The 14930-nt window shown below is 42.5% G+C and carries 10 protein-coding genes; 4 read left to right on the top strand and 6 right to left on the bottom strand.

What is annotated here, in order from left to right:
- The first annotated feature begins 80 nt into the window (after nt 1–80).
- The gene (locus Q4557_RS09680) at nt 81–2702 is read left to right on the top strand and encodes a penicillin-binding protein 1A (protein WP_198589290.1); all 2622 of its coding nucleotides are present in this window, start codon (nt 81–83) and stop codon (nt 2700–2702) included.
- A gap of 135 nt (nt 2703–2837) precedes the next feature.
- Here Q4557_RS09680 and argH read toward each other — a convergent pair whose 3' ends face one another.
- The 5 genes from argH to argC all read right to left on the bottom strand — a co-directional run bounded on the left by argH (nt 2838) and on the right by argC (nt 8265).
- Entirely contained in the window at nt 2838–4208 is a 1371-nt protein-coding gene (argH, locus tag Q4557_RS09685) for an argininosuccinate lyase (protein WP_102440344.1), read from the bottom strand.
- Nucleotides 4209–4283: 75 nt separating this feature from the next.
- A complete protein-coding gene (locus tag Q4557_RS09690) occupies nt 4284–5504 on the bottom strand; it encodes an argininosuccinate synthase (protein ID WP_102440345.1) in 1221 nt (406 codons plus the stop codon).
- A 66-nt stretch (nt 5505–5570) separates the two neighbouring features.
- A complete protein-coding gene (locus Q4557_RS09695) occupies nt 5571–6476 on the bottom strand; it encodes an ornithine carbamoyltransferase (protein ID WP_076542002.1) in 906 nt (301 codons plus the stop codon).
- A gap of 11 nt (nt 6477–6487) precedes the next feature.
- Nucleotides 6488–7270: an acetylglutamate kinase gene (argB, locus tag Q4557_RS09700; RefSeq protein WP_303412358.1), complete on the bottom strand. Its 783-nt coding sequence runs from the start codon at nt 7268–7270 to the stop codon at nt 6488–6490.
- 14 nt (nt 7271–7284) lie between these two features.
- Nucleotides 7285–8265: an N-acetyl-gamma-glutamyl-phosphate reductase gene (gene argC / locus Q4557_RS09705; protein ID WP_102519748.1), complete on the bottom strand. Its 981-nt coding sequence runs from the start codon at nt 8263–8265 to the stop codon at nt 7285–7287.
- Between the two features lie 261 nt (nt 8266–8526).
- Between argC and argE the strand changes: the two genes are divergently transcribed.
- The 3 genes from argE (at nt 8527) to Q4557_RS09720 (ending at nt 12988) form a co-directional block, all read left to right on the top strand.
- Complete coding sequence (gene argE, locus Q4557_RS09710) at nt 8527–9678, top strand: acetylornithine deacetylase (protein WP_102440348.1); 1152 nt, start codon at nt 8527–8529, stop codon at nt 9676–9678.
- 125 nt (nt 9679–9803) lie between these two features.
- Nucleotides 9804–12452, top strand: coding sequence for a phosphoenolpyruvate carboxylase (gene ppc, locus Q4557_RS09715; protein ID WP_303412362.1), 2649 nt, complete (start codon nt 9804–9806; stop codon nt 12450–12452).
- The gene (locus Q4557_RS09720) at nt 12452–12988 is read left to right on the top strand and encodes a DUF1439 domain-containing protein (RefSeq protein WP_303412364.1); all 537 of its coding nucleotides are present in this window, start codon (nt 12452–12454) and stop codon (nt 12986–12988) included. Before ppc ends, Q4557_RS09720 begins: the two co-directional genes overlap by 1 nt.
- Nucleotides 12989–13066: 78 nt before the next feature.
- Here Q4557_RS09720 and Q4557_RS09725 read toward each other — a convergent pair whose 3' ends face one another.
- Entirely contained in the window at nt 13067–14341 is a 1275-nt protein-coding gene (locus Q4557_RS09725) for a CinA family nicotinamide mononucleotide deamidase-related protein (protein ID WP_303412370.1), read from the bottom strand.
- Between the last annotated feature and the right edge of the window lie 589 nt (nt 14342–14930).

The raw sequence follows: 14930 nt of genomic DNA on the forward strand, positions 1-14930 counted from the left end.
TTGTTTTCATGTTTTTACTTCACCAAAAACCCTCCCGCTTATATACTAGAAGCCATATTGTCGAACTTTGGATTATTTTGGTGAAGTGGTTTAAACGAATACTTATTGCTATTTTTAGCTTAACTTTATTGGGCGTCGGCACCATTGTCGCTGCTTATTTCTACGTTTTACCAGAATTACCGGATGTAAACTCGCTTAAAACGGTCAAACTACAGACACCTTTAAGAATTTATAGTCAAGATGGTTTATTAATTTCTCAATTTGGTGAAAAACGACGAATACCGGTTGAATATGAAGATGTGCCTCAGCAATTAATTAATGCGGTATTAGATACCGAGGATGCACGTTTCTTTGAACACCAGGGTATCGATCCTATTGGTATTATTCGCGCAGCCGTTATTTTGGTTACTACAGGCAAAAAAAGCCAAGGCGCCAGCACCATTACTCAGCAAGTGGCTCGAGGCTTTTTCTTATCCCGTGAAAAAACCTATATTCGTAAAACGAAAGAAATTTTTCTTGCGCTAAAAATTGAAAAAGCATTATCTAAAGAAGAAATCCTCACATTATATTTAAACCGCTCATTTTTAGGTAACCGTGCCTATGGTGTCGGCGCTGCAGCTCAAGTGTATTATGGCAAAGATTTAGCCCAACTTTCTCTGCCAGAAATGGCCATGATTGCCGGCTTACCCCAAGCGCCTTCTGCAGCTAATCCAATTCGTAATCCGAATCGTGCCATGACACGCCGTAACTGGGTTTTAGGCCGCATGTTGGAAAAACGCAATATCACCGAGACACAATACCAAGAAGCCATAAATGCCCCTATAACCGCGAAATATCATGGCGCAGAAATAGATCTATATGCACCTTACGTTTCTGAAATGGCACGTGATTATATGGTAAATAAGTATGGTGAAGAAGACGCCTATACTAATGGTTATAACGTTTACACTACCATTTCTTCAGATCTGCAATTAAAAGCTCAAAGCGCCCTACGCGATAATGTGTTTGCTTATGATCAGCGTCATGGCTACCGTGGAGCAATTAGCACCTTGTGGACAGATACACCTCTGGCCACCAGCGACATTATAGAAAACCTTAAAACGACCTCTGCAGTACAAGGTATTATTCCAGCAGCTGTCATGTCGGTTAGTGAGCAACAAGCAACTTTACTGAATACTAAAGGTGAAGAAGTTGTCATCCAGTGGAATGGCCTGAAATGGGCTCGCAAATTTATTAACGATCGCCGTCAAGGTAAGCCACCTAAAACAGCAGCGGATATTTTAACTGTCGGTGAAAAGGTATGGATTAGAGATAATGGCGAGTTTTGGCAATTATCTCAAATTCCACAGGTTTCAAGTGCAACGGTTTCATTAGAACCAAGCGATGGCGCTATTCGCACTTTGGTGGGCGGTTTTAGCTTTAGTCAAAGCCAGTATAACCGTGTTACCCAGGCCAAGCGTCAATTAGGCTCTAATATCAAACCGTTTATTTATGCTGCCGCGCTTGAAAAAGACTACACCCTTGCAACATTAATCAATAATGCGCCGATTAATAAGCCCGATACTCGTCAAGGTACGGCATGGCGACCAAAAAATTCACCTGACATTTATGGCGGTCCAACACGTTTACGCATTGGCTTAGCTCAGTCTATCAACGTAATGTCCGTTCGTACCATGCGTCATATTGGCTTAGATAACACCATAGATACCTTAGTTGACTTTGGATTTGACCCTGCTGATTTACCACGAAATGAATCTGTCGCTTTAGGGTCCCCTTCAGTAACACCACTGCAAGTCGCCACCGCCTTTAATGTCTTTACTAATGGCGGCTATTTAGTTGAACCTTATTATATTAGTAAGGTTACTGACTCATATGACAATGTCATTGAAAAAGCGTCACCTGCACTGGCCTGCACCCCAGATGTCAATGAGGTTGATGATGCGACTAATAAGACAACCAACAGCATTGATGACCCTTTTGCAGCAATGGCTAATGAGTTTGTTAGCTCACAGCAAGCGCCAGTTGAAACTGAAAACAGCTTAGACAATACACTTGCTAGTGCTGAGACTAGTTCTAATATTAGTGATACTGGTATTGCTGCTTGTGGAGATGAAAACGCGCGCTACGCTCCTAGGATCATTTCTGAGCAAACCGCCTTCTTAATTACTGAAGCCCTCAAAAGTGTAATCTGGGGTGGCGGCAATTGGAGTAAAGGCACAGGCTGGAATGGTACCGCTTGGCGAGCATCACGCTTGATAAAGCGTCGTGACATTGCAGGTAAAACCGGTACCACCAATGAATCCCGCGATACTTGGTTTAGTGGCTTTAACCCCACTCTCACCTCGACATTCTGGGTTGGTTTTGACGATCACAGCCGTAAACTAGGCAGAACCAGCTGGGTTGCCGATGGTCCTGAAAATCAAATATCAGGGGCTGAAGCTGGGGCAAAAACAGCAGGGCCTGGTTGGAATGATTTTATGAACCAAGCGCTCACTGGTACCGAAGAAGTTGCGAGCATTCCACCTAAAGGGATTATTTCGGCGCGTATTGACTTAGCTAGTGGCAAATTAACCCGTAAAACAGATTACACCACTTCATTTGAATATTTTATCGAAGGCACTGAGCCGACTGAATATGCCACAGAAGAAGTTATCGAAGATGATCTGTTTATAGAGAATCCGGCAGATGATTTATTTCAGTAAATAAATCCACCAGCAGTTATTTTTAAAAATTAGTCTGGTGTTAATGCATTAAAAAGTCCGCAATGATTAATCACTGCGGACTTTTCATTTAAGCCTAAAAGAAACAAATATAAACTAATAAGGCTTACATATTGTTTAGCTATTAGCTTGTTTCTGCGCTAATGCATATTTTACTTGCGCTAACGAGGTACCGCCTAAAGCTTCACGTTTTGCTAAGCATGACTCAATCGTTAAGCACTCATAAACATCATCACTGATAATTGGACTAAATTGCTGTAGCTCTGAAATAACAAAATCTTCTAATGGAGTTTGTTTGGCAATGGCAGCCACGACCACCTCACCAACAACATGGTGCGCTTCTCTAAATGGCATACCTTTAGCGACCAGATAATCTGCAAGCTCGGTAGAATTAGCATAACCTTGCTGAGCTGCTACTAAAGTTCTTTCACGGTTAACTTGCAAGCCACTTAATACTAATGCTGCCATTTCAAGACAAATAGACCAGCTATCCATGACATCAAATAAGCCTTCTTTGTCTTCTTGCATATCTTTGTTATAAGCCAGTGGCAATGCTTTCATGGTAGTAAGAATACCCATTAAGCTGCCATAGACACGGCCCGTTTTGCCTCGAATTAACTCTAAGGCGTCAGGGTTTTTCTTTTGTGGCATTAAAGATGAACCAGATGTCACTTCGTCATCAAGCTCAATAAAACCTGCTTCACCACTGTTAAAGAAAATTAAATCTTCAGCCATACGGCTTAAATGCATCATGCTTATTGAAGCGTCGCTACATAACTCAACAACATGATCACGATCTGACACTGAATCTAAGCTATTTAAGGTTGGCGCAGCAAAGCCTAATGATTGTGCAATTTGATGCCTGTCCATTGGATAAGCTGTTCCCGCAAGGGCGCCAGTGCCTAATGGACAAGTATCAGCACGCTTTAGTGCATCTTCTAAACGGCTAATGTCACGTTCAAACATTTCTACGTAAGCTAAACACCAATGGCCAAATAAGACTGGCTGAGCTCTTTGCAGATGGGTATAGCCAGGCATCACAGCATCAATTTCACGCTCAGCAAGCTTAACAAGTTCAGCAGAGAGCTTTTTCAGTAATGTAAGTGAGTGCTGACCTTCTTTTTTACACCATAGTTTTAAATCTGTAGCTACTTGGTCATTACGCGAACGCCCTGTATGCAGCTTTTTACCTAGGTCGCCTACTTTGGCAATTAAAGACTGCTCCACAAAACTGTGAATATCTTCTGCGCCAGAAGCAATAATCAATTCTGGTTTGTCAGCAACTTCGCTAAGTAGCTCATTTAGCGCACCATGCAATTGCTCACATTCTGCTTGGGTTAAAATGCCCACTGAAGTGATTGCTGAAGCCCATGCAATTGAGCCAATAATATCTTCTTCAATTAAACGATAATCTACTGGTAATGAGTCATTAAATAATTTAAATAATGCACTGCTTTCTTGACTGAATCTTCCGCCCCATAACGCCATGTCGATACCCTCTTTTAACTTATTCTATAAAAACGGGGCTATATGAGCCCCGTATCAATCTTAAATAACAGGAAATTACTTGGTATTTAATGCTCTAATACGGCTTGATAAAGAGTAAAGGCGGATAAAGCCTGCTGCATCTTTTTGGTCATAAACATTGTCGTCACCAAAGGTCGCGAACTCTTCTGAATATAAGCTGTTTGGAGAGCGCTTTTTCACCACACTTGCTTGGCCTTTATAAAGTTTGACGACCACTTCGCCGTTAACTAATTCAGCTAAAGATTCTGACGCGGCAATCAATGAATTACACAATGGCGTAAACCAACGTCCATCATATACAAGATGAGCCATTTGTGCGCCGACTTGCTCACGCCACTCACGGCTTGTTTTATCGAGAACTAGCTCTTCGATTGCGCGTAGGCCTGCAAACATCACTGTTCCACCAGGGGTTTCATAACAGCCACGAGACTTCATGCCCACTAAACGGTTTTCGGTAATGTCGATACGACCAACACCGTGTGCTGCAGCTAATTCATTTAGCTTCATTAGTGCGTCATATGGAGATAGCGCAACATCATCAACATGAGTAACACGACCATTGGCGATGGTTAGCCCAACATACTCAGGGGTATTTGGGGCATCTTCTGGTGCCACTGTCATGGTCCATACTTCTTTGCTTGGCTCATTCCACGGATCTTCTAACTCACCGCCTTCGTGAGAGATATGCCATGCGTTGGCATCACGGCTATAAATCTTAGTCGCTGATGCTGTAGTTTCGATGTTTCTTTCAGCAAGGTAATCAAGCAAATCTTCACGGCTGACCATTGACCATTCACGCCAAGGCGCAATAACGGTTAACTCTGGTGCAAGTGCGGCAAAACAACCCTCGAAACGTACTTGGTCATTACCTTTACCGGTACAACCATGACATACCGCATCAGCGCCAACTTTACGGGCGACTTCTACTTGCGCCTTAGCAATAATTGGACGCGCCATTGAGGTACCCAGTAAGTACGTACCTTCATAGATAGCACCTGTGGCAATAGTCGGATAAATATAATCAGCCACCAGCTCTTCTTTTAAATCGACGATATAACACTCTGAAGCACCTGATGCGATGGCTTTTTCATATAAACCTTCAAGTTCTTCTGCACCTTGACCAACATCAGCACAAAAGGCGACAATTTCACAATTATCATAGGTTTCTTTTAGCCATGGGATAATCGCTGAGGTGTCTAATCCACCCGAGTAAGCTAATACGACTTTTTTAATATTTGGTTGTGCTGCAATTGACATGGTAATTCCTAACGTAAATTTGTTTTATAAAAGCTCGCTAACGCCAGCTGATGAAAATATGATTTATTAACCTAACAAAGTAACCAATACGGCGTTTTGTGCATGCATTCTGTTTTCTGCTTGCTGGAGGATAAGTGAACCTTCACCATCCACTACTTCTGCTGTTGCTTCCACTTCACGGTAAGCTGGCAAACAATGCATAAAGTAATTGGCACCTACCTTATTCATTAATTCACTATTAACTTGATAAGGCTTAAATTTCGCTTCAATTTCTGCCATTGAAGTATTGTCGCCCATTGAGATCCACGTATCTGTGTATATGGCATCTTGCGGGCCCATTTCACTCACATCCGAGGTCAAGATAAGCTTGCCACCATGCTTGGCAGCCAAAGCTTGTACTTCACAGACAATATTGCCGTCAGGGAAGTGGCCTGGCGGGCAAACTACAGTCATGGTCGCACCTAAGATAGCAGCGCCATACATCAAAGAGTGTGTCACATTGTTACCATCACCTAGGTAAGCTAATTTCACTTTACTTACATCATCAAACTTCTCTGATAAGGTCAAAAAGTCTGCTAAGCCTTGGCAAGGGTGGTACAAATTACATAGCGCATTAATCACCGGAACTGACGCATGTTCAGCAAGACCTGCAATAGTTGTATGCGAAAAAGTTCTTGCTACAATCGCATCTGCCCAGCACGAAATGTTAGTCGCAAAATCAGATACTGGCTCACGTTTGCCTAATGCACCATTTTGTTGATCAAGATAAACTGAATGACCACCTAGCTTGTTAATACCGATATCAAAACTTACTCGAGTACGCAGTGATGGCTTTTCAAATAACATCACCACACTTTTGCCTGCCAGCGCTTGATTATAATCAGCTGGGTTTGCTTTAATTTTTTTCGCCAAAGCCAGTAAGTCTAATAGCTGGGTTTGCGACAAGTCTTTAAGTGATAATAAGTGTTCCATTAGCTTTGCTCCTAAGGCTGAATTTGAGTGCCAACGGATTGTCCGTTAGTTAATGCTATTAATTGTTGGGGTTGTTTCCATGAGGCGACCTGTACGGCTTTGCCCATCCATTGAGCGACCTCTAATGCCGCTTCAACTTTTACTTTCATGCCTTTTTCAATCACACCTTGCTCCACAAGCGAGCTAATTTGTTGTTGATCTAATTGGGCAATTAACTCACCTTTAGCATCAAGTACACCGGGTACGTCTGACAATAACACCAGCTGACCGGCAACGAGTTTAGCTAATGCGGTAGCGGCTTGATCGGCATTGACATTCAGCATATCGCCCGCTGGTGAAATCGCGATTGAACTGCAAATAGGTAACCAGTTTTGCGACAATAAATAAGTTAAATAACTCGGATCATTCGGTGATACTTCCCCCACCAAACCTAACTTTTCATGTTTAATTTTGGCATTGACGATATTGCCATCAGCCAAGCTCATGCCCACACTGACGATGCCAGCTTTAATTGCCGCGGCCTGTAAAATTTTATTCGATGTGCCTGCCAAAGCGCCAACAACAATCGGGATCTGATCAGCAGGGGTAACACGCAGGCCCTCAAGCTTAATCGTTTGCTTGCCATTAGCTGCAAGCTGTTCATCGACCAAGCAACCACCGCCGTGAACAAAAATCACTTTCTGCCCTTGCTGCATCATTTCAGCAACTACTGACATCAACTCTGCCATGCCAGGCTCTGATTGCAACAGCGCGCCACCCACTTTAAGTACGATAACAGGGTTGGTATTAGACATAATCAAGGCTCCTGTTATAGACCGAAGTGAATATTAATGCACTGCAGACCTTGACTTGCAGCGCCTTTCATTAAATTATCAATGGCGCTAGCGACCACTAGGTAATTGCTTTGCGGGTCAAACTTCCAGCCCACGATACAATTGGGTGTTAGCACCACATCATCGACTTTAGGAAATTGGTTATGCTTTACGCTCACCAGTGGCGAGTCATCATATACGCCATAAGCTTTAGCAATGTCAGCTTCTGTAGTACCCGCTTTAAGTTGCACAGTAATGGTGGCTAAAATTCCACGCTTAAAATTACCTAAATGCGGGGTAAAGATAACTTCTTGACCCAGCTGGGTGGCGATTTCTGGTTGATGTCTATGCCCTAATACACCATAGGGGGTTAAGCTGACTTCACAAAAACTGGTATGCAATTGGGCTTTTCTGCCTGCACCGGTCACACCACTGACTGCGTTAATTACAGGGTAAGCATCAGTTAACAATGGTTTTAATGGTTTTAGCGCTGTGAGTGATGCAGTTGGATAACAACCTGGCACAGCAATCATTTTGCTATTAGCAATGGCTTGCGCGTTCCATTCTGCTAGGCCGTAAACCGCATCAGCAAGCACTGCTGCTTGAGTATGTTCAAAACCATACCATTTAGGATATTGAGCGGTATCAGCAAACCGATATGCGCCACTTAAATCAAATACAGCTAAACCTTGGTTATAAAAGAATGCGGCCAATTCCAAACTAACTGAATGCTCTGTTGCTAATACAACAGCGTCAGCTTGATCAACGATTGCTTGTTTAGCATCAGCCGATAACGGTGACAGAGGAATTTGAATGTGTTGATAACTCGGGTATAGATCTGCTAATAACCGGCCTTTATCTAGACTGTTTTCAGAAACATATAAGCCTTGGATCGATAGTGACGCTTGCGCATCAATAAGCGCGGTGATTTGTGCTCCGGTATAACCACTAGCACCAATTATTGCGATTTTTTTCATTATGTTGTCATCTTTAAGTCAGTAAACTATTAATTTTTATTTGAAATATGAGCAGGGTGCTCGAGATTAAAACTATCGTCGAGAATAGTTTACTTTGGGATCTGTTACAGTGAATTGAATCGCAATTACATACATATCTATAGTTCTTAAATATTTATCAAGTTATGGTGAATTCCTTAGCTGTTTGCTAGACTAACACAAAACATTACTTATGCAATAATTATGAATGATTACTTAATTAAATATTTATAAAAGGCCCTTATGAACTCACTACCAGAATTAAAAGATGCTTTTAAACAGTTGATTGCACTACCTTCAATCAGTGCCTTAGAAGTAGAACAAGATATGAGTAACCATGCAGTTATTGCACTGCTACAGTCTTGGTTTAGCGACATGGGGTTTGACTGCACAATTAGTACTGTCGCTGATAGCAGAGGTAAACAAAACCTTGTCGCCACCATTGGTTCTGGCAAAGGCGGCTTGTTATTAGCTGGCCACACCGATACCGTTCCCTTTGATGAAGGTCGTTGGAGCCAAAGTCCATTTGAATTAACTGAGAAAGACAATCGCTGGTATGGCCTAGGTACCTGCGATATGAAAGGCTTTTTTGCCCTAATCATGGAAGCGTTAAAAGACATCCCATTAACTGAGTTAAAGCGTCCATTACATATTTTTGCCAGTGCCGATGAAGAAACCACCATGAATGGCGCTAAAGCCTTTGCTGAATCAACATCTATAGCACCAGATTATGCCATTATCGGCGAGCCAACCAGCTTAAAGCCGGTGTATATGCATAAAGGCCATTTAGCCCAAGGTATTCGCGTTATTGGTCGCAGTGGTCATTCATCAGATCCTGCACGTGGGCTTAATGCCATCGAGATAATGCATCAAGTCACAGGTCAGTTAATAAAGCTCAAGCAACACTTAAGTGAAAACTACCGAGAAGATGCCTTTAGCGTGCCCTACCCAACCATGAACTTTGGCCATATTCACGGCGGCGATGCAGCCAACCGTATTTGTGGCTGCTGCGACTTACACCTTGATATTCGCCCACTGCCCGGTATTGAATTAGCTGATTTAGAGTTAATGGTCATTAACTACCTTGCTGAAATTAATAAGCAATATCCAGGCAGTATTGAAGTACGCACCTTATACCCAGGCTCTGAGTCATTTGCAGGAAAAGCTGATAGTTATTGGACCAAGCTGGTTACTGAGCTTGCTAATAGCCAAGCCGAAGTGGTCAATTACGCCACTGAAGCGCCTTATATAAATCAATTAGGCTGTCAAACATTAGTACTTGGCCCCGGGAGTATCAATCAGGCCCATCAGCCCGATGAATATATTGGCCTTGAATATTTAACCCCAACGGTTGAGCTCATTAAAAAACTGATTTATCAAGCTTGTATTAAATAACAACAAGCAGATTAATGGCTTTTGAATTTATCTCATCAGCCATTGACCAAGCAGTTGTCGCTCGCTATTGTGCTAAAGCTTATGGAAAAATTGTCACCGCTTATTAAGTAACTTATGGAGTAATTATGGCAGATCAAACCGCCGATATGTATGCATCCTTGCGTTCTAATGTCAGCAACTTAGGACAAATTTTAGGTGATACTATGCGCGATCATCTTGGTGAAGGTTTTCTCGAAAAGGTCGAGCAAATCCGCATTTTGGCTAAAGAATCCCGCCAAGGAAATGCAGAATCACGCCAACAGATGCTCACTTTACTCAACTCGCTTCCTGATGAAGAATTAGTCCCGTTTGCCAAAGCCTTCAATCAATTCCTTAATTTGGCGAATATCGCGGAGCAATTCCATACCATTAGCCGTAATTGTGATGAGCTCGTATGTACACCGGATCCAGTAGAGCAGCTACTTGGACGAATGCTTAACAGCAGCTCCAATGAGCAAGAGGTTATCCAGTGTCTTGAAAACCTCGATATCGATTTAGTACTCACAGCACATCCCACCGAGATTTCACGTCGCACCCTCATTCAAAAATACTCCGCGGTGGTCGATTGTCTGACAGAGCAAGAAAATCAGCAACTAACTGAGCGAGAAATAGGCCAATCTCATTTACGCTTACGCCAGCTCATCGCACAAATATGGCATACCAATGAAATTCGTCATGACAGGCCAACCCCTGTTGATGAAGCTCGCTGGGGACTTAGCACAATTGAAACATCACTATGGCAAGCTGTACCCGACTTCTTACGCCAGCTCAATGATCATGTACAAGCTAAAACGGGCAAACAAATTTCCACAGACATATGCCCAGTACGTTTTTCTAGCTGGATGGGCGGAGATAGAGACGGTAATCCATTTGTTACCTCAGTCGTCACGGAAGAAGTATTACTACGAAACCGCCATGCTGCCGCACGCTTATACCTCAAAGATATCGTTAAGCTGATTAATGAATTATCCATGGAAGATGCCAGTGAAGAACTGATGGCATTAACCAATAACAGTAAAGAGCCCTACCGTGATGTGCTGCGTGATCTACGTAACAAATTACGTAATACCATCGACTACTTAAATATCCGCCTTGAAGGTCATCAAGTCGATATGAAACCTGATGAAACTATTTGGGAACTTGAAGACTTAAAGCTACCACTAGAGCTGCTATACCGTAGTTTAACCTCATCAGGTATGCGGCTTATTGCCAACGGATTATTGTTAGATATTCTTCGCCGTATGGCCTGTTTCGGTATCCATATGCTCAGGTTGGATATCCGCCAAGATGCTGAACGTCACAGCGACGTCATTGCCGAGCTAACACGCTACTTAGGCCTAGGTGACTATGATCACTGGGATGAAAACGAAAAGCAGGCGTTTTTATTACGTGAGCTAACAGGTCGCAGACCGCTTATTCCAAGCACGTGGCAACCAACGGCTGACGTACAAGAAGTGCTTAACACCTGTAAACTGGTTGCAAGCCAGCCTGCGACAGCACTGGGTTCATATGTTATTTCAATGGCAAGTAAGCCATCAGATGTATTAGCGGTGCTGTTATTACTTAAAGAAAGTGGCTGCCAGCATCCAATGCGCGTAGTGCCATTGTTTGAAACATTAAGTGATTTAACCACAGCAGCTGATTGCATGACTCAACTGCTTAATATTGACTGGTATCGCGGTTACACCAAAGGCATGCAAGAGGTGATGATCGGCTATTCTGATTCAGCCAAAGATGCCGGCGTGATTGCTGCTGCATGGGCGCAATATCATGCCCAAGAGCAATTAGTAGCAGTATGTAAGAAAGCAGATGTAAAACTGATGCTGTTCCATGGTCGTGGTGGCTCCATTGGCCGAGGCGGCGGACCAGCTCATAAAGCAATTTTATCGCAACCACCGGGTTCTGTTGATGGTCGAATTCGTGTCACCGAACAAGGGGAGATGATCCGCTTTAAATTTGGCCTACCTAAAGTGGCCGTTCAAAGCTTGGCTTTATATACTTCAGCAGTTATGGAGGCAACCTTACTGCCACCACCTGAGCCTAAACAGCAATGGCGTGACTGTATGCAGCGCTTAGCAGATGATTCAGTTAAAGCCTATCGCGGCATCGTCCGTGAAGAGCCTGATTTTGTGGCTTACTTTCGCGCAGCGACACCTGAAGTTGAACTAGGTAAACTGCCATTAGGGAGTCGCCCAGCAAAACGTCGTGTCGATGGCGGCATTGAGAGTTTACGTGCCATCCCATGGATATTTGCATGGTCTCAAAACCGCCTAATGCTACCAGCATGGTTAGGTGCAGGCGAAGCACTACAAGCCGCGTCACAACGAGGTGAAGCTGATTTACTCATAGAAATGGAGCAACAATGGCCATTCTTTGAGACCCGTGTTTCAATGCTTGAAATGGTATACATGAAAGCGGAGCCAAACCTTGCTAGTTATTACGATAGCTGCCTTGTTCCTGATGAATTAAAACATTTGGGCATAAAGCTGCGCGCCAGCCTACAATTAGGTATTGATGAGGTATTGTCATTAACCCAATCAGAAGAGTTAATGGCGCATACACCTTGGAACCGCGAGTCTGTTAAGTTACGTAACCCGTATATTGACCCACTCAACTTTTTACAAGCTGAATTGCTCGCTCGTACCCGTAATGAAGATCAAGCATCTAAACAAGTTGAACTTGCACTGATGTTAACCATTGCTGGCGTCGCAGCAGGAATGAGAAACACTGGCTAATGCGCATACTTAAATGTGGTTTAGGTTTACTAATGCTATTACTGACTGGTTGCGCCACTCAGTACAGCATTAGTGAGTCTGAAGTTGAAGATTACCTAAATAACGAGATGCATTATGAAGTCTCCCAAGGTAACCAAGTTTTTGGGCTTCAACTTAAACTCAATGATATGGAAGTAGAATTGGGCCACAAGCCCAATACTATTTCGGTCACAGCCCAAACAAGAATGGCCGTTAAAAACCCTTTCAAATCTATAGAAGCGGATCTTGTGACAACATTTGAGGCTGAGCCTTGGTATGACGTTGAAGCCAAAAGCATCTATTTAAAGAAGTTAGATTTGGTTGAGGTTAAATCAACCCCCGCAGATATTGAAAAAATGCTTTCATCAATCACACCACAGCTAATGATGTTTCTTAGTACTTTTCTAGCATCGCAACCTGTCTACGTGCTGGATGAAAATGATGCTAATCAAGCACTAATGGCCTCAATCACCAAAGAGATTGAAGTGCAAAAAGGCAAGATTGTCATTAAGTTTTAAACCTTAATAACTCAACAGAAACAAAAAAAAGTAGCAATAAATATTGCTACTTTTTTTATATAAAGACAATACGCTCAATTACTTATCAAAACGTTTTATTGATGGGTAATCAACAATAATCGCTTCATCTAATAATGCTCTGCGTAACATGTCATAGGCAACTGCAGCGCTTAAACTGCGCACCAAACTTCGTGAGCGGCTGGAAACTTTAATCATCTGACTATATACCGCATTTTTAGTCGCCAGCGCAATGGCCACTGTCCCAACAGGTTTTTCCCCTGAACCGCCATCAGGTCCAGCGATACCACTAGTAGATAAGGCGTAGTCACTATCTAAAATCTCTCTAGCGCCTTTAGCCATAGCCTCAACAGTTTGAATAGAAACCGCGCCGTGATCATCCAAAACCTGTGGATTAACCCCCAGTACTTTGACTTTCGATTCATTGCTATAGGTCACTAAGCCATGATGTAAATAAGATGAGCTGCCTGCAAAATCAATTAACTGGCTCGTTACTAAACCGCCAGTACAAGACTCTGCAACACTTAAACTAAAACCAGATTGATATAAACGTTGATGAATTTCTGCAGCAAGTGTGGGCTTATCGTCAGCGACCACTGCAGTACCGAGAATCGCTTTGACTTCTTGGGTAACGCTTGAGAGTTGTCTAATTGCTTCATCGCCACGAGCAAATATTTTAATCTCAATATGTGGCATAGAAGAGCGGTAACCTAAGGTGACACCATCAGGCAAAGTTAAATCCGCTAGGCTATCAGCTAAAGAAGACTCCCCATGACCTATGGTAAGCAGTTTTTTTAGCGCAGTGTTTTCACTAGCTTTAAATTCAGCCTTAATAAAAGGAATAAACTGCTCGGTGATCATGTGCTTTAATTCAAAAGGAACACCGGGAGTAAAAAATAACCATGCTTTATTTAACTTAACTCTAAAACCACATGCTGTTCCAACAGGATTATCAATCATTACTGCAGACTCAGGTAACCAAGCCTGTTTAAGGTTACTCTTGGCCATCACACGGTTGTTACGCGAAAACCATTCAATTAATTTCTCTCGCCATTCAACATTCTCAACTAAAGGCTCCCCCTTAGCTAACGCCATCGCTTCTGCTGACATATCATCACTGGTTGGCCCTAAACCGCCGTTAATAATAATCACATCGGCATGATGGCTTCTATCAATAAATGCTTGAACAAGATCATCTAAGCGATCACCAACTGTAATACGGTGCTGCATTTCAATACCTAACTCCATCATGGTATTAGCAACCCAGGCAGCATTAGTATCTATAATCTGGCCAGATAGTACTTCTTCGCCAGTACAAATCATCTCTAGTTTCATCATTATCCCTAAAAAGCCTGTCTTGAAAAGAAACAACAAGCAAGTTTAATCCGCAAAATAACCTACAAGATAGCTTACCATCATGATAGCTGTATTACGTTACTGCTATTTAATACTGCAATAGGTTGTTTTAAGTTCAACTTGTGCACTCAACAGGTTCTTAAGTGAATTATTAATTGTAAGCAGCGCTATAATCACAAACACAATAAAGCCTGACTCTTAAGTAATAGGCTAATTATTCTATTTAGAAAAATTAGGCCATTGACTTAAAGCTGGTTCTACATTGGCTTATTGCCCACATTTATATTCAGAAAAATATGGTTAAATACTTCAATTATCAGAACTTGTTGATATTTATATCCTAAAAACGAAAAAAGCCCTAACTGTTAAGTCAGGGCTTTATCGACTCTCTTATGAGAGATATTAGGCGCTTGGCGATGTTCAGCTGCGGATAAATCCTTCGCGTTCCATGTCTGTATAAAACCTTGCTTTATAATCACAGACATTACACCCTACTTTCACATGGGCATTCGTCCACACTCACCGCTCACGCTGATATGTTGCAGCTAATGACTCAAGTTATCAGCGT

It is taken from the genome of Shewanella sp. 5_MG-2023 (genome assembly GCF_030547465.1).
Taxonomy (GTDB): Bacteria; Pseudomonadota; Gammaproteobacteria; order Enterobacterales; family Shewanellaceae; genus Shewanella.